A 24,900-nucleotide genomic window follows, 5' to 3' on the forward strand; every position below is an offset into this window, starting at 1 on the left:
GTCCGCGCGCTTGCGAGAGTTGGCGCGATTCGGACCGAACTATAGGGAAGGGTCTTGTATAAATATAATTTTGATTTTTTATATATCGATAAATTTCATCGATACAAAGGCGAGGCCCGCGTGGAATCTCGGTGGGCGGCGGAATGCACCGAAACGGAGCGTGGTGACGAGTGTTGTGTGTGTCCGACAAGGCGGATATTGAGTCGGGGGGCTCGACCCGCCGGTGGGATGGGGCGTTGTCTCAATCTCGGTGTCGCCGGATCGTGAAGCTGGCAATTCGAGGCGCAAAGGATATGAGGACTGCCGGGTCAGCGCGGGCAAAACCGCAGCGCAGCGGGGGCGAATCATGCAAGTTCCAGGACGAGGGCAGGAGAAGGATGATTTCGCGCAGTGCCGTTCGCGCGAACACATGTCGTGACTTCGACCGATTTCGTGAGTCTGCGAGATGGCGGTCACGCCTTGACGTTAAATCCGTTTTGAATCTCAAGGAGAAGCAATATGGAAATGGGTCCAGTCAATCCGCCCCTGGTGTATCAATCCCCGACTTCCGCTGTGACGGAAGATGAGGCAACGCCTCCGTCACTGGATACAGCGTTGTTTGATCATGTTCAAGGCAAAAACGTCGTCATGGTGCTTGGAGATATCGGACAAAGACGCGCCGAAAGGGAATTGTTAGATGTGATGAGCGCAGCCGTGTCGTCAAAATTCCTTGCCGCTTCTAATAAGGAATTTGTCGTCCTGACCGGAGAGGAAAGGGAGGGCGGCCAGCTCGCGTCAAAGTTGGCAGAGGCTTTCAGGTGCGGCGAATGCGTGAACATTGGATTTGATCGCGACGCGAGCGCTGACGAGCGGGAAAATCACATTAACGCTGCGCACCTCACAATCTTGGGAGAGCAATCTGGAAACGAGCGACCTGATCTGTTCAGCGACGTACTTTTGACGGCTAACTCGATAAACCGAGGCGCGATCGGGCAGGTGTTGGTCGTCTATGGGGCGGACAGTCCGTCGGTTGCAAGTAGCGTTCTCAAAGAAGCCAAGCGCGGAACGAACATTATTCTGATTGCAGACACCCCGCCCGATGGCGGCTATGGGGATAACGGTTCGATCTTTTCAGATCTTCATGCCGAACTCAAGCGGATAGCATCGGGACCGAGCAGCAATATTCACATCATTATCTCGGGCTTGTGCGGCGATCCGAAGACGTCGCAAGAGTGTGCTTTGGATGAGGATGTCATCGCGACGATCACTTACAACCTCGAAGGGCTGGCGGTAGCGATTACTGCGGGTGATATTCGCAGGGCAAAACTTACCTCTGTAACGCTGGTGCCGAAATGCCTTGCGCCGAACAACCTGAACGATGCGAAGGTGAAGGCAGAGGACGTGTCATCCGGGCAGAGCCTGGACACGCCCCCCTCGCTCCAGTCACAAGCACTGCACTGATACGTTTGCACCCTTCGATAAGGCATTAGGCCGCCGGTGATCCCGACGGTCTAACGTCCCGTCAAAACCGGTGCCTGTGCCACCAGATACAGCACGGCACCGATGTTGGAGGGAGTGGCGCACGAGTCCCCGAGCGAATTTTGAAAATCGAGTTGGGTTGCAGGTTCTATGTTGGAGTTGTCTTCGGCGTAGCGAAGGCGTGGATAGTACCGCCGCCTCCGGTTTCGATCCGAAACGCCGACGGACAGCAATGCCCCTTCCACATCGCTACCTGCGAGGAGAAACTCATGAACGTCAATCCGAATGCACCGTTGGCACCGTCGATCAGCACTCAGGCGGTTGATCCCGATCGGCCTATAGCGACCTCCGACGACATGTTGGAAAAAGCGGTGTCTGCCTTACTACGTTACGGAACTTCCGTGGCTATCGTTGGAGAGTGGCCCGTAGACGGGAATAGAAGGCAGGAAATCCTCGACGATATTCGGGAGACGCTTTCCAGGATGTACAACCAGGGGCCAGGGGATGGGTATTCGCTTACCGTCGTTGCGAATCCTCGGAAAAATAGTTTACCGGCAGCGGCGCTGCGGGTGGCGTCGGATCTGGGGATAAAGACGCTTGCGATTAGGAATTTTTGTAATGACCCGGAAGAAGACGGGCGATGGGATCACGAGATTGTCGTTACGGGTACGACCGACGAACACATCACGCTCATGCCAGATTGCCGCAAGGAGATTTATGGAAGAATGACGCAAATTAGTGACCGTCCATCCGTATTGCTCGCCTACGGCGGGGGTTTCGAGGCAATGGCAGAGGCGTGGCGTGACTATCAACCAGTATTCTTTGAAGACAAGTTCATGCATCCCGACGATGCGCGCAAATTCCAGGATGAGTTTCTTAAAAATACGTACATCAGAAGAATGGCGTTCGCACACCGAAATGGATATGAGTTAGGGAACGGGGAAAGCGATCAGCCCTGGTTTTTTGACAAAAATAACCGTCGTGAAGACGAACAATTCCGACCGGATGATCGGCACTGGTTTGTAAAGTTGACCGACTATTTGGGGATAAAGAAAAGTGCATGGACAGATCTAAATATGGACTTTTATGACCGCCGGGGCTGATGACTTCTCCCGGCCATGAAAAGCGGGGCATTACCCAATCAACACCGGCGCCTGCGCCACCAGATACAGCACGGCACCGATCAATCCGCCGACGAGCGTGCCGTTGATGCGGATGTATTGCAGGTCTTGCCCCACGCTGAGACGGATCTGCTGCGACAGATGCTCCGCGTTCCAGCCATGCACCGTCGCCCGAATGTGTTCTGTCACGAAATCGGCAAAGCCCGGGGCCATACGCCCGGCCGCATCTCTAAGTTGCGCGTCGAGCGCCTTTCGCAACGATTCGCTGCGCGCGAGTTCCTGCCCGATCCATGCTGCTGCGCCATTGATCTTTGCGCCGATTACCGAATCTTCCTTCGCGAGATCCTGCTTTACCCAGTCGCGCCATTCGTTCCACAGACCGCCCACGTAGGCGTTCAGCGCAGTGTCGCCCTTCAACTGCGTCTTGAAGCCGTCGAGCTTCGCCTGAAATTCGGCGTCGTGTTTCAGTCGCTCGATCAGTCCCGCCACGGCACGGTCGAACGCCTGACGCAACTGATGCGACTCGTCCGCTTCCATCTGCGCAAGCAGCCGTGTCACGGCTGCCGAGATCATGTCCGAGCCTTTGTTACCGATCCATTCCGACGGCAGCACCTTCTCCTTCTTCGGATGATCGGATTTGAGCCAGTCGACGATGCGCGCCGAAATGAACTCGCGCGTTTGCGGCTCGTTGAGCAACTCGACGAGATAGTCGAGCGTTTCGTCGAGCAGTGCCTGATGACGTCCGTCGCGCGTGAGCGTGTCGAGAATCGCTGCTGCCGATTGTGAGAGATCGAGGCGGTCGATCATCGTGTCGAGCGCGCGGCGGATGAAGGCTTGCACGTTGCGCTCGTCCATCACGTCGAGCACACCGCTCGTCACCTTCACCAGCACGGCGCTCAACTGACGCGTGTTCTCGTACGAACCGAGCCAACGGGTGAGTGCATCTGCGGGATTCTGTTGCTCGATGAGCCGCACGACGGAAGGCGTGTCGAGAAACTTCTCACGGACGAAGCGGGCGAGGCCGTCGCCGAGGGCGTCTTTCTTGCGGATCAGGATGTTCGTATGCCGCGCGAGTCCCGGGATCGGAATGCGACGGAACAGTGCTTCGACCGCGAACCAGTCCGCCAGCCCGCCCACCATCGCCGCTTCGGCTGCGGCGCGAATCCAGCCGGTGAGGAAGTGAACGGGCATGAAAAGCGTGGCGATGAAGATCGCCAATGCGACGAGAAGGAATGACAGCGCACGCCGTTCGGCGCGTTGCAGAGCGATGGCGGGGTCCATGCGTAGCGAGCTTTCGAGTGGACGGGGAGGTCTGACAAACACGTGGAAAGACTACCTCATTCCGCGCTTGACTTCGATACGAGGCGAAAAGTGGAAGTCTGTGCTTCGACGCTGCGCGCACGATGAATGTCGTGCTCATCTCTCGTCCCCTTCGAAAAAGCGATCGATTATGTTCTCTCCTTCCGCATTACCTCCCACCGTCTTAACGTCTGCTGCCTTGCGCCAAACGTTGCCCTCGGACGATATCCACGCGTCGGTCGAGCGGGCGCTGCACGATGTACTCGCCGACAAATACACCGTATTGATCGATTGCGAGAGCGAGCGAGGCGTCTTGCCGCCGGACGTTCGGGAGCATGTGGGCGGCGACTTGGGCAGGACGATCCTGCGTGCCTGTGCCGAGGACAAAACCCGGTTGGAAAGCGCCATCGTCCTCCTATATGGAGACATCGAAACATGTGCCTCGATCCGGGGTTCAATCAATGGAGCATTTCCGGTCATTGCTATGGTGCCGACGGAGCGCCATGTGACGTTGTATCGCGATGATGAGGTCATTGCGACTTTCGGCAAAGTGCCGCACAAGCCGTGGATATTTCTTCGCGTCGCGCTCGACATCGCAGGCGAAGCGGGAAAGGGGGCCGTAGTCCTCTCTTACGCCGGGCCGTACGGCAATACCGCCATACACGACGGCATACCCACGAGTTTTCCGCTGCAGGACCGTGTTGGCTATCGCCCCCCCTCGTCTGTCGACATCGCAACGTAAACGCGAAACGGCACATTCATCATGTGCCGTTTCGCTGGGTATCGCCCTCTGGGGTGATACCCGATCGCGCGACTGGGCCGCGCTATTTGCTTACCCGCGTTGCTTCGCCTTCAGTTCCAGACGGTACTTGTGCAGCAGCGGCTCGGTGTAGCCGTTCGGTTGCGTCAGACCTTCGAATACCAACGCGCTTGCGGCCTTGAACGCCAGCGAGTTGTCGAAGTTGCCCGCCATCGGCACGTACGCTTTGTCACCGGCGTTTTGCTTATCGACGACGGCAGCCATGCGCTTCATGGTCTCTTCGACCTGTTCGCGCGTGATCACGCCGTGACGCATCCAGTTCGCCAGATGCTGGCTCGAAATACGCAGCGTTGCGCGGTCTTCCATCAAACCGATGTCGTTGATGTCCGGCACCTTCGAGCAGCCCACGCCCTGATCGATCCAGCGCACGACGTAACCGAGAATGCCCTGCGCGTTGTTCTCGATCTCCTTGCGGATTTCTTCAGCGCTCCACTCGGCCTTGGCCACGACCGGCACCGTCAGCAGACCGGCGAGCAGCGCGTCGCGCTCCTTCGCGTAATCGATCTTTTCGAGTTCTTGCTGAACGGCTTGCACGTCGACCACGTGGTAGTGCAGCGCGTGCAGCGTAGCCGCTGTCGGCGACGGCACCCAGGCCGTGTTCGCACCGGCCTTCGGATGCGCGATCTTCTGTTCGAGCATGGCGTGCATCAGGTCCGGCATGGCCCACATGCCCTTGCCGATCTGCGCGCGACCGCGCAGGCCCGCAGCCAGACCGACCAGCACGTTGCTCTTCTCGTACGCGGTGATCCATGCCGACGACTTCATGTCGCCCTTGCGCATCATCGGACCGGCTTCCATCGCGGTGTGCATTTCGTCGCCCGTGCGATCGAGGAAGCCCGTGTTGATGAACGCCACACGTGCGGCAGCGGCGGCGATACAGGCCGAGAGGTTCACGCTGGTGCGGCGCTCTTCGTCCATGATGCCCATCTTGAGCGTGTTGCGCGGCAGGCTGTACAGGTCTTCGACGCGACCGAACAGTTCGTCGGCGAACGCGACTTCGACCGGGCCGTGCATCTTCGGCTTGACGATGTAGATCGAGCCGGTGCGCGAGTTCAGGCGATGCTTGCGGTCGTGCAGCGAGGCGAGCACGGTCACCACGCCGTCGAGAATGCCTTCCGGAATCTCGTGGCCTTCACGATCGGTGATGGCGGGGTTCGTCATCAGATGGCCGACGTTGCGGATGAACAGCAGCGAGCGGCCATGCAGCTTGAGTGCGCGGCCGTCGGCGCCGGTGTACTCGCGGTCGGCGTTCAGACGACGCGTGAAGGTCTTGCCGCCCTTGGCGACTTCTTCCGTCAGCGTGCCTTGCATCAGGCCGAGCCAGTTGCGATAGAGGTCGACCTTGTCGTCGGCGTCCACGGCGGCGACCGAGTCTTCGCAGTCGATGATGGTCGTCACGGCGGCTTCGACGAGCACGTCCTTGATATGGGCGGCGTCGGTCTTGCCGATCGGGTGATTCGCGTCGAACTGGATTTCGAAGTGCAGGCCGTTGTGCTTGATCAGCACGGCGGTCGGCTTCGCGGCGTCGCCTTGATGACCGGCGAACAGCGCCGGGGTGGCGAGCGTCGTCTTGCCGCTCTTGGTCGTTACGACGAGCTTGCCGTTCTCGACGGCGTAGCCGGTGGCGTCCTTATGCGAGCCTTCGGCCAGCGGAGCAGCTTGATCGAGGAAGCCACGTGCGAAGGCGATCACGAGTTCACCGCGCTTCGGGTTGTAGCCGGTGCCCTTCTCGGCGCCGCCGGTCTCGGGGATGGCGTCGGTGCCGTACAGGGCGTCGTACAGGCTGCCCCAGCGCGCGTTGGCGGCATTCAGGGCGTAGCGAGCGTTGGACAGCGGCACCACGAGCTGCGGGCCCGCCTGTTCGGCGATTTCGTAGTCGACTTCGGCCGTCGTGGCCTTCACGCTGGCCGGGGCGGGCAGCAGGTAGCCGATCTTTTCGAGGAAGGCGCGGTAGGCGGCGGCGTCGGCAATCGGGCCCGGGTTGGCGCGGTGCCAGCCGTCAAGTTCGCCTTGCAGGCGGTCACGCTCGGCGAGCAGTGCGCGGTTCTTCGGGGCGAGATCGTGGACGATGGCGTCGAAGCCTTTCCAGAACGCGTCGACATCGACACCGGTGCCCGGCAGGGCTTCCTTTTCGATGAACGCGATCAGATTGTCTGCGACCGTCAGGCCGCCACGCTTGGAAGTGGAAGTCATGATGCTGTACTCGAGTTTGAAAACCAGGTTGACGCGACTCCGTCCGTTCTAATGCTGGTGTGCCGACGCTTTTCGCGACGGTCACATCGTCAGGAGAGCAGACGTTATGGGGCAATCGGGGTCAGTCTTATATAAGAGTCTGAGTGTAATCCTTCTCAGGTCACTCGGAAACCCGGTATTTCGCGTCCTCGCACCCGCCCGGCTTATAGGTGGGATAAGGGTTTGCGTATGACATCGACGCCATAAGGCTTTGCCGCCGATGCCCGATTTTTCGTGTGCAGTTGCAGCATTCGGTATGGCGTTTCACTTTATGAGAAATGAAGGGGTGACGCCGAGAATGCGGCGTGGCGTTTCCTTTCGATATGAATTTGATCGTTCGTGCGACGGGTACACTCGACGTTTCCCCCAAAAAAGACCATCGGCCCAGGAGGCATGAAGTCGTGAAACAGATCTTGATGATGAGCAGCTCGCGCAAGGGCGTGTCGGGCTATCTGGAGCATGCAGAGGAACAGGTGCATGCGGTGCTCAAAGGTCGCGCGGAGCGGGTGCTGTTCGTGCCGTACGCGGGTGGCATCACGTTCAGTTTCGACGAGTACGAATCGCGCGTGAAGCCGTCGTTCGAGCGATTCGGTTACGAGCTGACGTCGATCCATCATCACAAGGATGCGCGGGCGGCGGTGGAGCAAGCGGAAGCGGTGGTCGTCGGTGGTGGCAATACGTTCGTATTGCTCGACCGGATGTACAACGCGGGCATCGTGGGGTTGTTGCGCGAGCGGCTGAACGCGGGCATGCCGTATGTGGGATGGAGCGCGGGGGCGAACGTGGTGTGCCCGACCATCCGCACGACGAACGACATGCCGATTGTGGAGCCGCCGACGCTCAAGGCGCTGGGCGTGGTGCCGTTTCAGGTGAACCCGCACTTCATCAGCGGCAAGCCGTCGGGACATAACGGTGAATCGCGCGAGGAGCGTCTGGCGGAGTATCTGGCGATCAATCCGGACGAAAGCGTGGTCGCGATTCCGGAAGGCGTGGCGCTGCACGTGCACGGCGACAATGCGACGGTGCTCGGCGAATTCGACGCCCTGCATTTCCGTCAGGGCGGTGCCGTCGACAAGATCGCTACTGGCAGTACGTTTGCGCTGGCGTCGATTTGAGTTTTTATGGGCGACGTTGCGTCGCCTTCGTTGACGGATGACGCACCACGCGCTGCGTCTTCCGTAAATTCCGAAATCGCTCATTCGGCGCTGAAGTCGCGTCAGCCGATGGGCATCTGCTGGCACAATCCCGACTCGAATTTCTTGGCGACGCTTTCCCCCCGAAGCGCACAGCTTATCGAGGGGATCGTGGAGCAGAGAGATATCAGTGTTGAATCGTCTAAAGCGCCCGAAGCGCGATTTGGCTCCGAGACCTTTGCGCTGGTGGCGGCTGGTCTGAATGGCACGATCGGGGTGTTGACGCGCATAGGGTTTGAGCAAGGGGCGACGTCGGCGTCGCTAGCATTCTGGAGGTGCTTCGGGGCGTTCGTGCTGGTGTTCGCCCTGTGCAGCCGCACACAAGCGCTGCGCAGGCAGACGGCGGCGCTTGCTTCCCGATGGCCGCGCTTCGCCTGTCTCTCGTTCCTCGGCATCTTCTGTCTTTACTTCTTCGAGACGAAAGCGTTCGCTCAGGCGTCGATTCCGCTCGTCTCCTTTCTTACCTACGCCGCTGGCGGAGCCACCATCGTGCTTTCCGCGCTCTGCCTCGGGGAGCGCATCACGTGGCAGAAGCGAGCGGCCTTTCTGGTCATTGTCGCGGGCGTCGGCGTGATGTGCTTTGCCGAGGGCGGCATTTCAGGGACCGTCGACGGTATCGTTCTGGCGTTGGCCGGTGGATGCGGCTACGCCCTCTTCATCTTTTTCTCGAAATGGTTTCGCGTCGGTGCTGGACTGCCCCAGCTGGTCTGGCTGTTCGGGTTCGGAAGCGTTTTTCTGTCGATACCGCTGATGCAGGAGGGATTCGCGCTGCCCGTCGGCTGGCAGTGGTTGACGCTGGGTGCACTGATTGTGTTGCCCACGATTGGCGGTTTCTATTTCACGACGCGTGCCGTGGCGCACGGACAAGCGAGTAAGGTGCAGATCATCGAGACGAGCGATCCCTTGTTCGCCACGACGTTCGGCTTCCTCGTCTTTGGGGATGCGCTCAGCCAGACCGGCGTACTCGGTGCTGCGGCCATCGCGGCAGGACTTGTGATTGCGGTCTGGCAACGACGCCCGCGCACGGGGCCGTGCGACGCCGTGCAGCGTCAGTAGCGCCCAAACGAAACCGCCGCCCCGGCGTGAGCCAGGGGCGGCGGTTTCAGAGGCGTGCAAATGAGGGACGACAGTGATGCCGTCCCTCATTTGCATCGACGCAGCCTTTAAGCGTCGTCGTCGAGCCAGGGCACTTCGACGTCGGTCAGGAACGCGACCATCGCGAGCGGACGCGCTTCCTGACGGCCGATCTTGCCGTCCGCACGGTGCCACACCGCCACGAACGTCTCGGGATGCTTGTCAGCGATCAATTGCACCGTACGCAGTTCTTCTTCGTCCATCTCTTCGATGGGGCCGTCGAACGACACCACGAGTGCCTGCGGCCAGACGCCGTCTTCCGGATCGTAGACCTTGTCGCCGTTCGGCACATCCACCGTTGCCTCGACGCCGATCGTCGCCGACGCCGCCACGATCATCTCGCCAAGCGAGCGCAGCAGCGCGGTTGCACGGGCGGAGTTGATCTGGCGCATGGCGAGGTCGCCGCGCGTCAGGGCCTGTTCAAGCTTGGGGTCGGTTTTTTGTTTGGGCATGCGGGGTCCTCGGTAAAACGTTAGCCACCTCGCGGCAGCCGTGCCATGTGACTGCGACACCGGCCCGCACGCGGGGTTCCGATGCTACCACCGTCGCGCTCGCCGGGGCGCATTACAATGCGGGTTTTCTTCACCGGCCGCTGTAATGGATTCCGCCAAGCCCACCGATTCGACCCCCGCCACGTCCTCCGATGCGTCCACCCAGCCCAGCGAGGCCTATCTGCGCCTGCTCGGTGAAACCGCCAAGATCGACTGGAAGGATCTGGAGTCGTTCTTCGCACGCGGCGTTCTGCTGTTCGTCACGCCCGGCGTCGACCTCGTCTCCGTTGCCGAAGCCGTCGCCAACGACGACAAACCCACCGTCACGCAATGGCTGACGTCAGGCATGGTGCAACGCATGCAGGCCGACACGGCCGCGGACTTCGCCGCGCGTACGCCCGAACTGTGGGCCGTCGTCGTCGCGCCGTGGGTACTCGTGCAAGAGCGCGGTATCAAGACCTGACAACGTATCGGACCATTCTGCGCGCAAATAGCGGCGCTTTCGTGGGCGATCGGCCTTATTCCGTGATGCCCGCTTCAACGAGGCGTCGCGTGCAATCTTCCAGCAGGTCCTGCGCCACCACCGACGCGTACGCATAGTCCGCGTCGAGCGACTCCGTCATTTCATGCGCCGTGTACAGCCCGGCTTCGCGTGAGAGCGTGCCCGCCAGCTCGCGGGCGAAATCGTCGCTCAACGACGACAGCAAACGGCGCTCATCCAGCGGCAATTGCAACTTCGAACGCGACAGCCACATCTGGGCGAGCGTCGCGCCCTGCTTGTCCGTCATCCATTGCCCATGCTCGTAAAACGCCGACAGACGCTCTGCCGTCAGCGCGAACAGCAATGCGCGGCGGGTGTTGAAATTCAGACGAATCGGTTGATTGGGCGTGGCTTCCGGCATGACGGCAACCGCAAATTGCGGGCAAGAACGAGATCAGCGGCAAAGGTATCACGCGAACAGGCGCAACAGCGCATTGCGCGCATGCCGGATCAGGTCGGTCTCATCGGCGCGTCCCGGCAGCAGATGGAATTCGGCGCGCGGCAGCGGCGGCAGGCCGAGCGACGGCGGGCAGACGATCAACTCTGGCGTGAGCGCTGACTCATTCAGGCAGGACACCCCCAACCCGGCGGCCAGCGCCAACTGCATACCCGCGACCCCAGCCGCCGAATGCGATACCCGGTACGCCACCTTGTGCCGCTCCAACACGCCCGCGACAAGCGTTTGCAACGCGCACGTGCGGGGAAGCGTCACGAGCGGCAGCGGAATGTCGACGGGGGCCGTCTGCGTCGCGGCCATCGCCCACACGAGCCGCTCGCGACGCACCAGCGTGGCCGACGCCCCGCCGAGGTCATCGTGGGTCGCGGTGCCATCGGTCACGTCCTCGTTCATCAGCCGTAACGCAAGCCCTACGTCGAAATGCTCGCCCGTCATGGCCGAGCGCTCGATCTGCGAACTCTGCATGGCGCTCACATGCAGGCGCAGACGCGGATAGAGGCTCGTGAATCGCTTGAGGACGCGGGCGACGTCGTGCGGACGGTAATAGTCCGTGATCGCGATGCGCAGCTCACCGTCGAGCAACACCCCCTGAAGGTCCTCGAACGCCGCTTCCGACAGCGCTGTGATCTGACGCGCGTACCCGAGCAGCCGCGCGCCTGCGGGCGTGGCGCGCATGCCCTTGCGTGAGCGGACGAGCAGCGACTGTCCGGCCCGCTCTTCGAGCTTCTTCAACTGTTCGCTGACGGTCGATTGCGACAGGAAGATCTGTTCGGCGGCGCCCGAAATGCTACCGGCGTCGTGAATGGCGATAAACGTACGTAGCTGGGTCAGATCGAAGGCGCGGGCATTCATGGCGGCACTCGGTAGAACGGCGATTCGTGGGACGGACACGTGACTTGCGAGGGACTGACGACGCGTCGGCAGGCCATTGGAGTTAATCCGGAAAACGCGATATATGTCATCGAGTTTTCCCGCTTTTCCGATGGATTGTACCTCCGTACGATGCGGAGCATGGCATCCGGTTTTACGCGTAAGCGCGACCCCGGGATGCCCCCAGTTCTCCCTTCCCCCTTTGAGAGCCGTGTGTTTGCCCCCCCGCGCACCGTGTCACTTATGAACGAACGTCTTTGCTCTGCCCCTGCTGCGGCGAATCGTCTTCCGGTCACTGCTGTGCCGCGTGCCCCGGATGCCGCCGTCCCACAACTCAACCGCAACCATCGCTGGAAGGTGCTGGGCGTCGGCGTGGCGGCCAATGCCAGCTTCGCGGCGGCGATGGGCGGCATTCCCGCCACGGCCGTGCAGATGCGCAGCGCGTACGCACTGGCCAACGGCGACCTCGGCCTCGTGCTCGGCATGATCGGCCTTGGCATTGCCATCTCGGAATTGCCGTGGGGCATGCTCACGGATCGATGGGGCGACCGGCGCGTGTTGCTCGTCGGATTGCTGGTGACAGCGGCGGCGCTGCTTGGCCTCGGCCTGTGGGTCGTGCCGACGACGCACTTCGTCCCGTCGATGCCGATGCTCGCGGCCGGAATGCTGGCGATCGGCGTGCTGGGCGGCAGCGTGAACGGTTCGAGCGGACGCGCCGTGATGCGATGGTTTCACGACAGCGAGCGCGGTCTCGCGATGAGCGTGCGGCAATGCGCGGTGCCGATGGGCGGCGGGATCGGTGCGTTGCTGTTGCCGGGGACGGCGGTCCACTTCGGTTTCAGCGGGGTCTTCATCGGCCTGGCAGTCGCGTGTGTGGCCGCATCGGGCATGGCATGGCTGTGGTTGCTCGAACCGCCCGAGGAACTGCATGAAGCGGCGCGCCCCACATCGACCAGCGCCAACGGGCGCCCTGCTGCCGCCTATACGCCGTTGCGCGACGCCCGCCTGCTCAGCACCGCGCTCGGCATGGCCGTGCTCGCCATGCCGCAAATCGCCGTGCTCACCTTCGGCACGGTCTTCCTGCACGACTTCGCCCATGTGAGCGTGCTGACGATTTCGCTCACGCTGGGGGCTGTGCAGACGGGCGCGGCAATCACACGCGTGTGGAGCGGACGTTTCACCGACAAGCGCCGCAACCGTCCCGCCTATCTGCGCGTTTGCACGTTGGTGGTCGGCGTGGTGTTCGCGATGTTGGGCGCGCTGGTGGGATTACTTTCGATGCGTCCTGAGTGGCTCGCGCACGGCACCCCGGTGATGATCGTGCTGCTGATTGTGGGCGGTGTAGTTGCCTCGGCGTGGCACGGCGTGGCTTTCACGGAACTGGCCACGCTCGCCGGGGCGTCCCGCGCGGGTACGGCGCTGGGCATCGGCAACACCGGTGTCTTCCTGACGATGTTCCTCACGCCGCTGGCGATTCCGCTGCTGCTCTCGCTCGGCGGATGGGGACTGGTCTGGGCGGGCGGCATGATCTGCGCAGCACTCGCATGGCCGCTGTTCGTCTGGTCGCATCGCGCAGTGAAGACGGCATGAGGAGAGCGTGAAGAGAACGTAAGCGCCCGCCGCCACAAAGACTTCAACACGGCAGGTGCACGTTCTCCACAAGGAAGTCGAGAAACGCGCGGACGCGGGCGGGCAAGTGGCCGCCCTGTCCCACATAAACGGCATGCACCGGCTCCAGATCGCCAGGGTTGTAGTCTTCGAGAACGGTCACGAGACGGCCGTCGCGCAGATCGGCGTCGACGTGATATCGAGAGTGGCGCGCGAGTCCCAGCCCTTCGAGTGCGAGTTTGCGCATGGTCTCACCGTCGCTGACCAGCACGTTGCCAGCAGGCGGATACAACGTGACGCCGCCCGCGCCGTCGAGGAACGGCAACCCCTGAATGTGACGCTCGAAATTGAACGCCATGACGTTGTGACGGATCAGGTCGGCCGGTGTTTTCAGCGCCGCGTTGCGCGCCAGATAGTCGGGCGATGCCACCACGTGCACGCGACTCTCGCCGAGCTTGCGCGCCACTAGCCGTGAGTCCCGTAACGGACCGGCACGCACGGCCACATCGGCACGTTGTGACAGCAAGTCGACGACCGTGTCGGTGAGCGTCAGGTCGAGCCGGATCTCAGGGTACTTCGCGAGGAATGCCGGTAGAACCGGCAGCAGATACAGCGTGCCGATGGGCACACTCGAATTCACCCGTAACAAACCGCGCGGCACCGCGCCCGCCGCTGCTTCGCGCTCAGCGGCGTCGATGTCGGCCAGCACGCGTAATGCGCGCTCGTGAAATGCGGTGCCTTCTGGGGTGAGTTGCAAGCGTCGCGTGGAGCGATTGAAGAGTCGCGCGCCCAGCCGCCCTTCGAGTCGCGCGACGAGCTTGCTCACGGCTGACGGTGTCATGTGCAAAGCACGCGCCGCCGCCGAGAAGCCACCCAGCTCCACCACCCGCGCAAAAACTTCCATGTCGCCTGAGCGGTTGACGTCCTGTCGGCCCATCGGAGGTGTCCTCGATTTTTGAGGTTACGGCGTTTGCGTGGTCTTGTGACTTGAAGTCACAAATGAATTTCCTTCGCGCAGTCTATTTCATCAATGAAGGGACGTCTATATTCCGCACATCGGTTCACGCGCGTCGGATGGCTAACAAATTCGGCATATCGATTCGACGGCAGAGCCTGCCCGATATTCAGTCTTTCAGACAGGAGTTTTCTGTGCCTATCGCTCTCTATGCCCTGACCGCCGGTGCCTTTGGCATCGGTGTGACGGAATTCGTGATCATGGGCCTGCTGCTCAACGTCGGCGCCGATTTCGGCGTGTCGATTGCGGCCGCAGGTCTATTGATTTCCGGCTACGCGCTGGGTGTCGTCGTCGGCGCGCCCATCATGACGACCGCCACGGCTCGTTGGCCGCGCAAGACGGTGCTGCTAGTGCTCATGGCCATCTTCACCATCGGCAACGCCGCCTGTGCGCTTGCGCCGAGCTATGGCGCGCTGATGGCGGCGCGTGTGCTGACGTCGTTCGCGCACGGCACGTTCTTCGGCGTCGGGTCGGTCGTCGCGACGGGTCTCGTGCCGCGCGAACGTCGTGCGTCGGCAATTGCCGTGATGTTCATGGGCCTGACCGTCGCCAACATTCTTGGCGTGCCGTTCGGCACGTGGTTGGGGCAGCACTTCGGCTGGCGCGCCAGCTTCTGGGCCGTGACGGTCATCGGTGCCCTCGCATTCCTCGTGATCGCCCGGTTCGTGCCGAAGATCGCGGCCCCGGCAGACGCTGGCGACTGGCGTGCCGACTTGCGTGCGCTGGCACGTCGCCCGGTGCTGCTCGGGTTGCTGACGACCGTGCTGGGATGGGTGGGCGTGTTCGGCGTGTTCACGTACATCGCGCCGTTGCTCACCACGGTGACGGGCTTCTCCGAAGGCGCGGTCTCGCCGATTCTGCTGATCTTCGGCGGTGGCCTGGTCGTGGGTAATCTGCTGGGCGGCAAGCTCGCGGATCGTCACGTGGTGCGCACGGTGCTGGGCAGCCTGTTATCGCTCTCGGTCGTACTCGGACTGATGACGTTCGCGCTGCACTCGCAATGGCTCGCCATCGTGTTCGTGGCCCTGCTCGGTGCGACGGCGTTCGCAACGGTCGCGCCGCTGCAAATTTGGGTGATGGAGAAGGCGTCGGGGGCGGGCGAAAGTCTCGCGTCGAGCTTCAATATCGCTGCGTTCAATCTTGGCAACGCTATCGGCGCGTGGCTCGGTGGCTTCGTCATCGAGCATGGCCCCGGACTGACGGCCGTGCCCTGGGTGGCGGCGCTGGTGCCGCTGGTGGGCGTGGGCGTCGCGCTGCTGAGCTTGCGTCTGGATCGACGTGACGCGGATCGCCAGTCCGCCCCCGTTTGCGAAACCCCTGCGATGTAACGGCGACGCGCAATGATGAAGAAGGCCCGGCATGCCGGGCCTTTGCTATGGGTGTCAGGCCATCACGCCGATGATCACACTGACGGCGGCAAATGCGGCCGTCGCACCGATGCCCGCCGTGAGGCCGCGCGCGGTGAGCGTCTCCTGCGGCATGACGGCCGCGAGACGGCTGCCGCCGGGCAGCGCCAGAATCACTTCTGCCTGACCTGAATCGTCGGTCACTGTGTCCACGGTGCCGGATAACCGGTTCGCCGTGGGCAACCCTGCGAGATCCGCGCCGCGCGCAATCTCGATCCACGGCGCTTTGATCAGTGCGAACGCTTGTCCGCCGACCGCGAGCCCGAGCGTCTGGGTGCTGTGGTGGGTGAGCGACGCCGTGATCGCTTCGCCGCCGGGCAACGTCAACGTCACTTCGTCGTTCACGCCGCAGTGCCGAATGGCCGTGATCGTTCCGTGCAACTGATTGCGCGCACTGGTCTGGAGTCCGAGCCGTGCGATGACGGGCCACTGCTCGTCGAAATGTTCGAGATCGTTTGCGACGCGCGCGAGGAACTGCTGTTGCGCCGCTTCCACTGCACGAAACGCCGCGACCAGCTTCGCGCCGCGCGCGGTGAGGCGCGTGCCGCCACCGCCGCGTCCGCCGGTGCTGCGCTCGACGAGCGGTTCACCGGCGAGCTGGTTCATGGCATCGACGGCGTCCCACGCAGCCTTGTAGCTCATGCCCGCCGCCTTAGCGGCTGCCGTAATCGAGCCTTGCGACGCAATGTGTTCGAGCAGCGCGATGCGCGCCTGGCCGCCAAGCGAGGAATTGCCACGATGCAGCCACAGCGAGCCGCTCACCTGGAGGGCATCACCCGTTCCGTTGCGTAAAACACTGTCCGGCGTTGAAGAAGGTTCGGAAACCATAATGATTTTTTCGATCAAACACAGCAGGTGGCCGCATTGTAGAGGGTGGGCGAACCAGCGAGTACGAGGGCTGGACAGAGAACTGTTGCGGCGCACCAACGAAGCTCGCTTCGAACGCCCATTTGGGGGGCGAATGGGGGACGTTTCTCCACTACATTGATTTTTGCCGCATGCCCCCCCAAAGCCGGTTCGTATTGCTTCAGACGTGAAATACTCAAGTCTTCAACAAGTCTGAAGTGGGATGACCGGGAATGCGACGTTTACCGAAGTGAAGTGCCTACTCACCTGACACAACAGAAACGGGGTGAAATGATGCGCGTCAGGAATATCAAGGAAACGGTTGACGGGGCTCGATACTATCGTCTGGTTCGCACGCTGCCCAACGGCAAGCGACATCAGATGCAAATCTCTTTCTCCGCGGGTGAAATGCGCTTCAGACGTTTCGTCGCGCAACGATTGTGGTTGTTGCGCGCCGAAATGCGGGACAGCACACGCGCGGCGGCAGCACCTGCGCCACGCAGCAACATGCCGCAGTTGGTCTTCTGAGCGGTTGCGGTGCCGTCTGGCAGAAACGCCTGACCGGTGACGACCGGCGTTAGCCGTCATCTTCACGGGTCCGGCGTTTTTGTACTGCATGGCGCTCAGCCTGCCTTACGAGGCGTCAGCGACGTCAAGGGTGCGCGTGTCGGTGTGCTGGTCTTCACGGCCGTCAGTCCCGTGCCCGCATGCGCAATCGCGTATTGCACCAGCTCATCGAACGCAATCGGCCGCGCGAACAAATATCCCTGCGCATAAGTGACGTTGCGCCCGCGCAGGTAATTCGCCTGCATCTCGTTTTCCACCCCTTCCGCCACGATCGTCATATCCAGCCGCTCGGCCAGATGAATGATGGAATCGCAGATGTTGCGCGTGACCACATCGTCTTCGGTGACAGGCAGGAATTCCTTGTCGATCTTCAGATAGTTGAAGTCGTAGCGCTTCAAATACCCGATGGAGTTGTTTTCGGCCCCGAAGTCGTCGAGCGCCGTTTCGATGCCGCGCCGCTGCAACTCGGCCATCACGTTGCGTGCGGCGGCCGTGTCGCGAATCACGTAGCGCTCGGTGATCTCGGCCACCATCGGGTACGTGTTGTTCAGCGTGCCGTAATACCGCTCGATGTCGTGAATGATGGTGGTGTCGCGCAGATGACGTTCCGCGATGTTGATGCCGATGTGAAAGCCCTGCGGCAGCGCGCCCTTGGCGACGTCGTTGCGAATCTGGCGCAGTAACGAACGCGTCAGCTCGATGATGAGTCCATTGTCTTCGGCAATGGGGATGAAGGCGTCCGGGCGCACCAGTCCGGCCACGGGATGGTGCCAGCGCATCAGCGCTTCGGCCCCCGCGCAACGGCCGGTGGCCAGTTCCATCACCGGCTGGTAGTACACCTTGAATTCGTTGCGCTTGATGCCATGCGCGATCTGACGCCTCATGAATTGCGCTGGCCCGAAATGACGGAAGGTCAGGATACCGAGCAAAAACGCCACGATGCCGCCGAACGACAGGAAGATCGGTGCCTGACTGGTGGCGAGCGAGCGCATCAGCGAGGGGCTGCCTGCCAGCGACGTCGTGAAGTGTTCCGACGTCAGCGATATCTGCGCCCCACGCGTCGCAACGCCTGCCGATTCCAGACGCGGCCCTTCCGAGGTCAGCGCGACGTTGCCCACCGTCATGGCCGTCCACGCCAGATCGCTGCTCTTGACGCTGTGCAGCGTCTCGGTGAGGTAGATGCCGTCGACGAACCCGAGTACGCCGTCCGTGGCCGAGGTAGGCACGTACAGCGCCAGCGCAGGCGTGTTGCGTACGTAAGGCGTACCGCTCACGAGCAACGTGCGCGTGCCCGTGAGCATCGGCACGAGGTCCGCCGGGAGGGGCATGTTGAGCGCCGCATCTGAACGAATGACCGACGAACAATAGAGCTGACCACGCGAGACGAGCCAGATGGAACGGAAGTAGGGGCTGAGGGTGCCAGCGGCTTGAAGCGAGGTGCTGACTTCGCTGCACGAGCGGCCGACCCACGGGGTGGCACCACGCAGCGTACTTTCAGCCTGTGCGACGATGCGCTCGATCGCGTCGCGCTGACGGGCCGCTTCTTCCTGAAGAATCGACTGCGACATGTGATAAATGCGCAGCCAGCCCAGGAAAAGGACGACGGCAAGCGTGACCGCCACGACAAGTCCGGTCACCAGCCACTGCACGACTCTGGAGTGTTGAATCATGTTCGCTGCCAACCAAGGAAAGAGTGGGGCCCTACGTGTGCTGCGGTGCATTTCTTGGGTGCACGCGTGCTGCACGGCACAACTCGTCAATTGACTCTACACGAATCCCCGACGGTGTCCGACCCCCGATAAACCCGCACAACGCCCGGCAGATGGGCGTCAAGGGCGCTTGCCAATCCCGCGCGCGGCCTGCTTTCGGCGCGCTTGTGAAGCGTCGTCAGCGGGCCTTCTGGCCGCAATTTGCGTGACACTGGGATGGCGTAATCGCGACAAAAGTTGGCGCAACGACGATTTACGCATGCTCTACACTTCACTCATTAAATTTCTGGCGGAAATTGGGACTAATCCCAACTTTCCTGCATAGGTCGGTCAATTCGCACCCATTCGCCCGAATACCGACACTCAGCATCCGTTTTCTTAAGCCTTAGACGTCAATCCAACCCATGTCGAGTCAACCTGCAACGTCCCTTCCCGGTGCCAATACACCGGCGGCGCAGGGCACAGCGTTCCGCGTGCTGTCTGCGATCAGCTTCTCCCACCTGCTCAACGACATGATCCAGTCGTTGATTCTCGCGATCTACCCGCTGCTGAAGTCTGGCTTCAACCTGAGCTTCGGACAGGTCGGCCTGATCACGCTGACGTATCAGATCACAGCGTCGCTGCTGCAACCGGTCGTGGGCCTGTACACCGACAAGCATCCGAAGCCGTATTCGCTGCCGGTCGGCATGGGTTTCACACTCGTGGGTCTGCTGCTGCTGGCTGTCGCCCCGAACTACGGCATGCTGCTGGTCGCGGCGGCGCTTGTGGGCATGGGCTCGTCGGTGTTCCATCCGGAGTCGTCGCGCGTGGCGCGCATGGCCTCGGGCGGACGCCACGGCATGGCGCAATCGTTCTTCCAGGTCGGCGGTAATGTCGGTTCGTCGCTCGGGCCGTTACTGGCGGCGCTGATCATCGTGCCGAATGGCCGTGGCAGCGTGGCGTGGTTCTCGGTGGCGGCGCTCGTCGCGATTTTCGTGCTGTATCACGTGAGCCGCTGGTACGCCGTGCAGCGCGCCGCGAATCAAGGCAAGAAGGCCGCGCGCCGGGGCGGCACCGTGCAGTTGTCGCGGGGCAAGGTGCTGTTCGCCATCGGTATTCTGCTAATGCTGATCTTCTCGAAGTACTTCTATCTTGCGAGCATCAGCAGCTACTTCACGTTCTATCTGATCAGCAAGTTCCACGTGTCGGTGCAGAGCGCACAGGTGCATCTGTTCGTCTTCCTGTTCGCTGTGGCGGCGGGCACGATGATCGGCGGCCCGTTGGGCGACAAGATCGGCCGCAAGTATGTGATCTGGGGCTCGATCCTCGGTGCTGCGCCTTTCACGCTGATGCTGCCGTACGCCAACCTGTTCTGGACGGGCATTCTGACGGTGCTGATCGGTCTGATTCTGGCGTCGGCATTCTCGGCCATCCTGGTCTACGCGCAGGAACTGATGCCCGGCAAGGTCGGCACGGTGTCGGGTCTGTTCTTCGGTTTCGCGTTCGGGATGGGCGGTGTGGGCGCTGCGGTGCTGGGCCAGTTGGCCGACACGACGAGCATCGATTTCGTGTATCACGTGTGCGCTTATCTGCCGCTGCTCGGCATCGTGACGATCCTGCTGCCGGACGTCGAAGGGCACAAGAAGACAGCCGCTGCATGACGGGTTTCGCAGGCTGACGGCGTGGCAAGACGCCGTCAGCCTGAATCGTTCGCCCTAGAAAAATCGCCGGTCCGACATCTCGGAACCGGCGATTTTTTTATCCAGCAGCGTCTGTCGCAGGCGACAGATCGAGACCGATCAGGGCGTGCCGCGCTTTTGCAGCTTCCATTCGGCCTTGTCGTTCGCCTTGCAGGCCGGGAGCTTGAGCGTGACTTCCTGCCCCTTGGCGGTGAGCAGTACGACCAGATCGCGGCAGGTGCGCTCGCCGTCCTTTTGCGTGTTGGTCGGCGTGATCTGCGCAGCGATGGCCACCGAATTGCCGGTGCCTGCGTTGGTCCAGTCGGTGGTCTCGTTGTCCTGCTTTTCCGTCAGCACGGTACGCGCGGCTTTGGCGAACGACGCGGTGTCGCGTTGCTTCCAGTAAGCCAGCGGCGAGTTGCCCATGAAGGAGAGGTTCGACGCAGCGAACGCGGGGGCGGCCAGGGCGGCGCCCACGACGAGCGCCGTGCCAAGCGCGAGCGAACGGGCGCGGGAGAAGTGGATGAGCGACATTCGGAGTCCTTGATATTGTCGACAGGGGACGAAGCCTGCGCGACGCCTGGCGATGGCGCACCGGATGTTGCGCCGGGCGTGCGGCCGCAGGAAGCACGTCGATCATAAAAGAAACCGGCAGCGGCGTCATCTCAGCGCGTCGCCGTGTGGCGTCAGTGATTCCCGGCTGTCCTGACGACGTCGGCCACCTGCATGAGCGCAGCCCGCAGTGTGTCGTCGCTGCCGGGCGAACCGAGGGCGACGCGAATGGCCGAAGGTGCGGTCTGGCCCGGGGCCGCGAACGCATCGACCGGTGTCACCGCAACGCCACGCGCTTGCAGCGCGGCCACGATGTCGTCGCAGCGCAGGGCGGGCGTTGACGTGGGGAGCGGCACCAGACGGTGGAAGGCGCCGGGATACCCCGTCGAATCCAGCCCGGATAGGCATTGCATGGCAATCGCCTGTCGCTGTGCGGCCAGTGCGCGTTTGCGGTCGATCCAGTGGTCCATCGTGCCATCGGAGAGCCAGCGAGAGGCCAGTTGCGCCATCAACGGGGCGGCACTCCACACACTGGCGCGCATCGCTGCGTGCACACGCGGCAGCAGGGCGGACGGGGCGATGAGATAGGCGATGCGCAGCCCCGGTGCGGCGGGCTTGGACAGGCTGCACACTTCAAACGTCCGTTCCGGTGCGAGCAGGCGAAGCGGCGGCGGGGCGTCCGCGACCAGAAAGCCGTAGGCACTGTCTTCGACGATCAGCAAGTCGTGACGCCGCGCGACTTCCACCAGCGCCAGACGTTGCGCCAGCGGCGTCACGCCGCCCAGCGGGTTGTGCAGCGTCGGCATGGTGTAGACGACGCGCAGCCGTCCCGCATGGTGGCGGCAGAGCTTGTCCAGCGCTGCGGGATCGAGCCCGTCGGCTGTCATTGAGACGGCGACGAGCGGCACGTCGCGCATGGCCGCGAGCGCCTTCCAGCCGGGGTATGTGAGGGCCTCGACGGCGACCGGTTCACCCGCGCGGCACAACGCCAGTTGCAGCACATCCAGCGCATGCTGCCCGCCCGCGCAGACGACCAGCGAATCGGGCGATACCGCGACACCGTCGCGGCGCGACAGCCATTGCGCTGCCGCGCGTCTGTCGGCCGGTGGTCCGTCGTGCGGCGAGTGGGCGAGCAACGCGCTTAAATCTCCACCGGACGCCATCTCACGTAGCGCCTGCCGCAACGCCTCGGTTTGCTCGGGCAGCACCGGGTAGTTGAAGGCGAGATCGACGCCGCCCAGCGCGCCCGGGGCCGGTGCCCACTGCGCAAAGGCGGCGGCTGCGCCCACGGCGGGCGAACGCACGAAGGTGCCGCGTCCGATCTCGCCCACGGCGAGGCCGCGTCGTGCGAGTTCGGTATAGATGCGTGTGACCGTGGACGTGGCGAGCCCGTGTGCGTCGGCGTAGTCGCGCTGTGGCGGCAGGCGCGTGCCCGAGGCGAGTTCGCCTGACGCGATGGCGTCGGCAAGCCGTTCGACGTGTTCGAGATAGCGGGCAGGGGCTGACATGGGGGCGAAAATTGATCTCAGGACAATTCAATAATTGCACTGCATTAAGGCGCTGGCAATACTGAACACTGCGCTGAGCCTTGCGCAGAGTCCCCCCGATGTTCTCTTTCCGATCATGCTCCCCACGACTTCCCCGCCGCCCCGTTGGGCGATCCCGCTTCTCGCCGTACAACTTTTCCTCGTGACGTTCTCCGTCAATCTACAAGCGCCGCTGGTGCCGCATTACGCGGCGGCGAGCGGTTATGGCACGGGGGCGCAGGCGTTGGCGTTCGCGTGTTACGTCGGTGCGCTGGTGCCAGCGCTGCTGTTCCTTGCAGGGCTGTCGGATCGCGTGGGACGTCGGTTACCGCTCGCCGTCGCGCTCCTGCTGGGTCTCGTCGGCACATGGCTGACGCTGGAGTGGCCGACGCTGGTCGCGCTCGGTGGCGCGCGAGCTTGCTACGGACTGGCGACCGGCCTCGTTGCGGGCAGTGGCACGGCTTACATGACGGAGTTGTACGGAGATCGCGAAGACGCGGCCACGCGAGGTGCGGCGCTGGTCGCAGCGGCGACATCGCTCGGCTTCGGCACTGGTGCGCTCGTCACAGGTCTTTGCCTGATCGTCGCGCCATCGATGTTGCCGCCGCTGAGCTTGTGGACGTATCTGCCGCTGGCACTTATTGCGGCGTTCGCCGTCGCCGCCCTGCCTGCACCTGCACGTCACCCGAACGTGCCGTGGTTGCGCTGGCCGGTGCTCGCCCCCGGAACGGTACCGCTGGGCATGGCGATCCTGCTGGCATGGGCAGCGGTGGGCGTTGTGATCGGTGTGGTGCCGTCGGCGCTAGCTGCGCACGGACATGCCGCGTGGGCGGGATTCGCGACGTTCTTCGTCGTCTCGACCGGTCTGCTGTTCCAGCCAGCGGCTCGCCGCATGGCCCCGGTGCGCGCCGTTCGGATTGGGTTGGTGCTGGTGCCGCTGGGCTTCGTCGTGCTCGCGCTGGGGGTGGTGTACGTCAGCCTGCCCGCGATTCTCGCGGGTGCTGCCGTCGCCAGTTCGGCGTGCTACGGCTTCACTTATCTGGGTGGACTGGCCGCCGTTAATTCGGCGGTCGCGCCAGCATTGCGTGCGCGGGCGGCCGCTGGGTACTTCCTGTTCGCGTACTTCGGCTTTTCGGTGCCGGTCGTTACCAGCGGCTGGCTCGCCGATCGCTTCGGCATGCCCGTCGCCCTCGCTTTGTTCACTGCCGCGTTGATCGCGGGCAGTGCAGCGCTCGCGGTGGTGCTGCGTCGCGAGCGCGCAGTGCTTACGCGTCCGGTTTGACCCGGGACACGGGCGTGTTTGCGGTGGTCGAGCCGCTGCCCGACGGGCTGACGTAAGCCCCGGTGCCGTGCAACTGGTCTTCGGCCAGTTCCAGCGCACGCACGGCGCCGCGTCCCTTGCGGGCGAGCAGCATTTCGACGAGCGTCTCCACCACGGCAATCCCCGCCGTGATCGACGGGAAGAACGACGGGCTTTCGTGCGAGAACAGCACCGTCACATCCGCATCGAGCGCGAGCGGCGAGACCGTCGAGTCCGTGAGCGCCAGCACACGCGCACCGGCGGCGCGGGCCGCGCGCGTCACGATCAGCGCTTCGTTCGAATACGGCGCGAAGCTGATCACCACCACGACGTCGCGCGCCGAGAGCGCCCGCAATTCCATTTCCAGGGTGCCTGCTTCGCCACGGATGAGGTGCACCGTCGGCCGGAACAGGCGGTAGATGTACTGGAACGTGAACGCAATGGGAAAGCACGCGCGAAAGCCCGCCACGTGCACCGTCCCCGCATTCGCGAGCAGATCGACGGCCGCGCTCAGCGAGTCGTTCGCGCCGGCTTCCGTCAGATCGAGGTTGTTGTGCTGCACGCGGAACATCTCGGGCACCATGCGCGCGGCGTCGCCCTCGCGGATCACCTGCCGCGCGCGACTCGCGTAGGGCTGCGGTCCGAGACGAATCGATTCGAGGAACAACTCGCGAAGGCCGTGCCATCCGTCGAAGCCGAGATGCTGCGCGAGTCGCACGAAGGTGGCCGGTTGCACGCCCGCTTCGGCGGCAATCGCACGCATCGAACTGATCGGCACCCGTTGCGGATGGTCGAGAAGAAAGCGCGCGCCCGCCTGAAATTGCGGGCTCAATTGGGAGTAGCGCTCACGCAGCAGAGCGTTGAGCTGGTCGAGCGTCTGCGGCAGCGCTGTGGCTTGTGTCATTGGGGGATAGCAACACGGCGGCGAAAGAATGTAACGATTGTTGCATGAAATGCCGCAAGCGCGCACGCCCTTTCCTCTGGGCCTGTGGCCTGCGGTGAAACACCAAGTGTGGTAATGGTCTTGAGCGAAGTGTTGCGTTCGCAAAACACGTGAAACATATGTTGCAAACGATGAACGATGCGCCTACACTGAG

22 protein-coding genes are annotated in these 24,900 nt (G+C 62.7%); 11 read left to right on the top strand and 11 right to left on the bottom strand.

Features of this window, described 5'->3' with window-relative positions:
• Positions 1–498 precede the first annotated feature (498 nt).
• The gene (locus ACIQWO_RS10330; RefSeq protein ID WP_402822841.1) at positions 499–1,440 is read left to right on the top strand and encodes a hypothetical protein; all 942 of its coding nucleotides are present in this window, start codon (positions 499–501) and stop codon (positions 1,438–1,440) included.
• Positions 1,441–1,727: 287 nt separating this feature from the next.
• Positions 1,728–2,561 carry a hypothetical protein gene (locus ACIQWO_RS10335; protein WP_402822844.1) on the top strand — a complete coding sequence of 278 codons (834 nt, stop codon included), beginning with the start codon at positions 1,728–1,730 and terminating at the stop codon, positions 2,559–2,561.
• 30 nt (positions 2,562–2,591) lie between these two features.
• Here ACIQWO_RS10335 and ACIQWO_RS10340 read toward each other — a convergent pair whose 3' ends face one another.
• Positions 2,592–3,860 (bottom strand): DUF445 domain-containing protein, encoded by a 1,269-nt coding sequence (locus ACIQWO_RS10340; protein ID WP_402822847.1) that lies wholly within the window; start codon positions 3,858–3,860, stop codon positions 2,592–2,594.
• A gap of 217 nt (positions 3,861–4,077) precedes the next feature.
• Here ACIQWO_RS10340 and ACIQWO_RS10345 point away from each other — a divergent pair, with 217 nt between their 5' ends.
• The gene (locus ACIQWO_RS10345) at positions 4,078–4,620 is read left to right on the top strand and encodes a hypothetical protein (RefSeq protein WP_402822850.1); all 543 of its coding nucleotides are present in this window, start codon (positions 4,078–4,080) and stop codon (positions 4,618–4,620) included.
• A gap of 90 nt (positions 4,621–4,710) precedes the next feature.
• On the opposite strand, the gene ACIQWO_RS10350 is transcribed toward ACIQWO_RS10345, so the two are convergent.
• Positions 4,711–6,891 (bottom strand): malate synthase G, encoded by a 2,181-nt coding sequence (locus tag ACIQWO_RS10350; RefSeq protein WP_402822853.1) that lies wholly within the window; start codon positions 6,889–6,891, stop codon positions 4,711–4,713.
• A gap of 440 nt (positions 6,892–7,331) precedes the next feature.
• On the opposite strand from ACIQWO_RS10350, the gene pepE reads away from it, so the two are divergent.
• Both pepE and ACIQWO_RS10360 read left to right on the top strand, forming a co-directional pair.
• The gene (gene pepE, locus ACIQWO_RS10355; RefSeq protein ID WP_402822856.1) at positions 7,332–8,045 is read left to right on the top strand and encodes a dipeptidase PepE; all 714 of its coding nucleotides are present in this window, start codon (positions 7,332–7,334) and stop codon (positions 8,043–8,045) included.
• 189 nt (positions 8,046–8,234) lie between these two features.
• Positions 8,235–9,179, top strand: a complete 945-nt coding sequence (locus ACIQWO_RS10360) for a DMT family transporter (protein ID WP_402822859.1) — start codon at positions 8,235–8,237, stop codon at positions 9,177–9,179.
• Positions 9,180–9,286: 107 nt separating this feature from the next.
• Here the strand turns inward: ACIQWO_RS10360 and ACIQWO_RS10365 are convergent, their stop codons facing one another.
• Positions 9,287–9,709 (bottom strand): hypothetical protein, encoded by a 423-nt coding sequence (locus tag ACIQWO_RS10365; protein ID WP_039394462.1) that lies wholly within the window; start codon positions 9,707–9,709, stop codon positions 9,287–9,289.
• Positions 9,710–9,854: 145 nt separating this feature from the next.
• On the opposite strand from ACIQWO_RS10365, the gene ACIQWO_RS10370 reads away from it, so the two are divergent.
• Positions 9,855–10,211 (top strand): DUF2288 domain-containing protein, encoded by a 357-nt coding sequence (locus ACIQWO_RS10370; RefSeq protein WP_402822862.1) that lies wholly within the window; start codon positions 9,855–9,857, stop codon positions 10,209–10,211.
• A gap of 55 nt (positions 10,212–10,266) precedes the next feature.
• Here ACIQWO_RS10370 and ACIQWO_RS10375 read toward each other — a convergent pair whose 3' ends face one another.
• Together ACIQWO_RS10375 and ACIQWO_RS10380 are read right to left on the bottom strand one after the other, a co-directional pair.
• The gene (locus ACIQWO_RS10375; protein WP_039394469.1) at positions 10,267–10,650 is read right to left on the bottom strand and encodes a hypothetical protein; all 384 of its coding nucleotides are present in this window, start codon (positions 10,648–10,650) and stop codon (positions 10,267–10,269) included.
• 48 nt (positions 10,651–10,698) lie between these two features.
• Positions 10,699–11,598, bottom strand: a complete 900-nt coding sequence (locus ACIQWO_RS10380; protein ID WP_402822866.1) for a LysR family transcriptional regulator — start codon at positions 11,596–11,598, stop codon at positions 10,699–10,701.
• 261 nt (positions 11,599–11,859) lie between these two features.
• On the opposite strand from ACIQWO_RS10380, the gene ACIQWO_RS10385 reads away from it, so the two are divergent.
• Entirely contained in the window at positions 11,860–13,206 is a 1,347-nt protein-coding gene (locus ACIQWO_RS10385) for an MFS transporter (protein ID WP_402822869.1), read from the top strand.
• Between the two features lie 43 nt (positions 13,207–13,249).
• Here the strand turns inward: ACIQWO_RS10385 and ACIQWO_RS10390 are convergent, their stop codons facing one another.
• Positions 13,250–14,161: a LysR family transcriptional regulator gene (locus ACIQWO_RS10390; protein WP_402822872.1), complete on the bottom strand. Its 912-nt coding sequence runs from the start codon at positions 14,159–14,161 to the stop codon at positions 13,250–13,252.
• A 212-nt stretch (positions 14,162–14,373) separates the two neighbouring features.
• Here ACIQWO_RS10390 and ACIQWO_RS10395 point away from each other — a divergent pair, with 212 nt between their 5' ends.
• Positions 14,374–15,567, top strand: coding sequence for an MFS transporter (locus ACIQWO_RS10395; protein ID WP_402822875.1), 1,194 nt, complete (start codon positions 14,374–14,376; stop codon positions 15,565–15,567).
• 54 nt (positions 15,568–15,621) lie between these two features.
• Here the strand turns inward: ACIQWO_RS10395 and ACIQWO_RS10400 are convergent, their stop codons facing one another.
• Positions 15,622–16,473 (bottom strand): TOBE domain-containing protein, encoded by an 852-nt coding sequence (locus ACIQWO_RS10400; protein WP_402822878.1) that lies wholly within the window; start codon positions 16,471–16,473, stop codon positions 15,622–15,624.
• A gap of 273 nt (positions 16,474–16,746) precedes the next feature.
• Here ACIQWO_RS10400 and ACIQWO_RS10405 point away from each other — a divergent pair, with 273 nt between their 5' ends.
• Positions 16,747–17,019: a hypothetical protein gene (locus ACIQWO_RS10405; RefSeq protein ID WP_402822881.1), complete on the top strand. Its 273-nt coding sequence runs from the start codon at positions 16,747–16,749 to the stop codon at positions 17,017–17,019.
• A 95-nt stretch (positions 17,020–17,114) separates the two neighbouring features.
• Here ACIQWO_RS10405 and ACIQWO_RS10410 read toward each other — a convergent pair whose 3' ends face one another.
• Entirely contained in the window at positions 17,115–18,728 is a 1,614-nt protein-coding gene (locus ACIQWO_RS10410) for an EAL domain-containing protein (RefSeq protein ID WP_402822884.1), read from the bottom strand.
• Between the two features lie 443 nt (positions 18,729–19,171).
• Here ACIQWO_RS10410 and ACIQWO_RS10415 point away from each other — a divergent pair, with 443 nt between their 5' ends.
• On the top strand, positions 19,172–20,407 hold the full coding sequence (locus tag ACIQWO_RS10415; protein ID WP_402822887.1) for an MFS transporter: 1,236 nt from the start codon (positions 19,172–19,174) through the stop codon (positions 20,405–20,407).
• 138 nt (positions 20,408–20,545) lie between these two features.
• Here the strand turns inward: ACIQWO_RS10415 and ACIQWO_RS10420 are convergent, their stop codons facing one another.
• Both ACIQWO_RS10420 and ACIQWO_RS10425 read right to left on the bottom strand, forming a co-directional pair.
• Positions 20,546–20,959, bottom strand: a complete 414-nt coding sequence (locus ACIQWO_RS10420) for a hypothetical protein (protein ID WP_039394491.1) — start codon at positions 20,957–20,959, stop codon at positions 20,546–20,548.
• Positions 20,960–21,111: 152 nt separating this feature from the next.
• Positions 21,112–22,485, bottom strand: coding sequence for a PLP-dependent aminotransferase family protein (locus tag ACIQWO_RS10425; RefSeq protein ID WP_402822891.1), 1,374 nt, complete (start codon positions 22,483–22,485; stop codon positions 21,112–21,114).
• A gap of 115 nt (positions 22,486–22,600) precedes the next feature.
• Between ACIQWO_RS10425 and ACIQWO_RS10430 the strand changes: the two genes are divergently transcribed.
• Positions 22,601–23,785 (top strand): MFS transporter, encoded by a 1,185-nt coding sequence (locus tag ACIQWO_RS10430; protein ID WP_402822894.1) that lies wholly within the window; start codon positions 22,601–22,603, stop codon positions 23,783–23,785.
• Here the strand turns inward: ACIQWO_RS10430 and ACIQWO_RS10435 are convergent.
• Positions 23,769–24,707, bottom strand: a complete 939-nt coding sequence (locus ACIQWO_RS10435; RefSeq protein WP_402822897.1) for a MurR/RpiR family transcriptional regulator — start codon at positions 24,705–24,707, stop codon at positions 23,769–23,771. The genes ACIQWO_RS10430 and ACIQWO_RS10435 overlap by 17 nt on opposite strands.
• Positions 24,708–24,900 lie beyond the last annotated feature (193 nt).

This window comes from Pandoraea sp. NPDC090278, assembly GCF_044772185.1.
Classification (GTDB): Bacteria; Pseudomonadota; Gammaproteobacteria; order Burkholderiales; family Burkholderiaceae; genus Pandoraea.

What these genes read in the sequence shown, in the direction of transcription:
- ACIQWO_RS10385 (WP_402822869.1), top strand. Translation starts at nt 11,860, where the DNA reads ATGAACGAACGTCTTTGCTCTGCCCCTGCTGCGGCGAATCGTCTTCCG.
- ACIQWO_RS10425 (WP_402822891.1), bottom strand. Translation starts at nt 22,485, where the DNA reads ATGTCAGCCCCTGCCCGCTATCTCGAACACGTCGAACGGCTTGCCGAC.
- ACIQWO_RS10335 (WP_402822844.1), top strand. Translation starts at nt 1,728, where the DNA reads ATGAACGTCAATCCGAATGCACCGTTGGCACCGTCGATCAGCACTCAG.
- ACIQWO_RS10430 (WP_402822894.1), top strand. Translation starts at nt 22,601, where the DNA reads ATGCTCCCCACGACTTCCCCGCCGCCCCGTTGGGCGATCCCGCTTCTC.
- ACIQWO_RS10365 (WP_039394462.1), bottom strand. Translation starts at nt 9,709, where the DNA reads ATGCCCAAACAAAAAACCGACCCCAAGCTTGAACAGGCCCTGACGCGC.
- ACIQWO_RS10420 (WP_039394491.1), bottom strand. Translation starts at nt 20,959, where the DNA reads ATGTCGCTCATCCACTTCTCCCGCGCCCGTTCGCTCGCGCTTGGCACG.
- ACIQWO_RS10435 (WP_402822897.1), bottom strand. Translation starts at nt 24,707, where the DNA reads ATGACACAAGCCACAGCGCTGCCGCAGACGCTCGACCAGCTCAACGCT.
- ACIQWO_RS10370 (WP_402822862.1), top strand. Translation starts at nt 9,855, where the DNA reads ATGGATTCCGCCAAGCCCACCGATTCGACCCCCGCCACGTCCTCCGAT.
- ACIQWO_RS10390 (WP_402822872.1), bottom strand. Translation starts at nt 14,161, where the DNA reads ATGGGCCGACAGGACGTCAACCGCTCAGGCGACATGGAAGTTTTTGCG.
- ACIQWO_RS10350 (WP_402822853.1), bottom strand. Translation starts at nt 6,891, where the DNA reads ATGACTTCCACTTCCAAGCGTGGCGGCCTGACGGTCGCAGACAATCTG.
- ACIQWO_RS10415 (WP_402822887.1), top strand. Translation starts at nt 19,172, where the DNA reads ATGTCGAGTCAACCTGCAACGTCCCTTCCCGGTGCCAATACACCGGCG.
- ACIQWO_RS10410 (WP_402822884.1), bottom strand. Translation starts at nt 18,728, where the DNA reads ATGATTCAACACTCCAGAGTCGTGCAGTGGCTGGTGACCGGACTTGTC.
- ACIQWO_RS10340 (WP_402822847.1), bottom strand. Translation starts at nt 3,860, where the DNA reads ATGGACCCCGCCATCGCTCTGCAACGCGCCGAACGGCGTGCGCTGTCA.
- ACIQWO_RS10375 (WP_039394469.1), bottom strand. Translation starts at nt 10,650, where the DNA reads ATGCCGGAAGCCACGCCCAATCAACCGATTCGTCTGAATTTCAACACC.
- ACIQWO_RS10400 (WP_402822878.1), bottom strand. Translation starts at nt 16,473, where the DNA reads ATGGTTTCCGAACCTTCTTCAACGCCGGACAGTGTTTTACGCAACGGA.
- ACIQWO_RS10380 (WP_402822866.1), bottom strand. Translation starts at nt 11,598, where the DNA reads ATGAATGCCCGCGCCTTCGATCTGACCCAGCTACGTACGTTTATCGCC.
- ACIQWO_RS10330 (WP_402822841.1), top strand. Translation starts at nt 499, where the DNA reads ATGGAAATGGGTCCAGTCAATCCGCCCCTGGTGTATCAATCCCCGACT.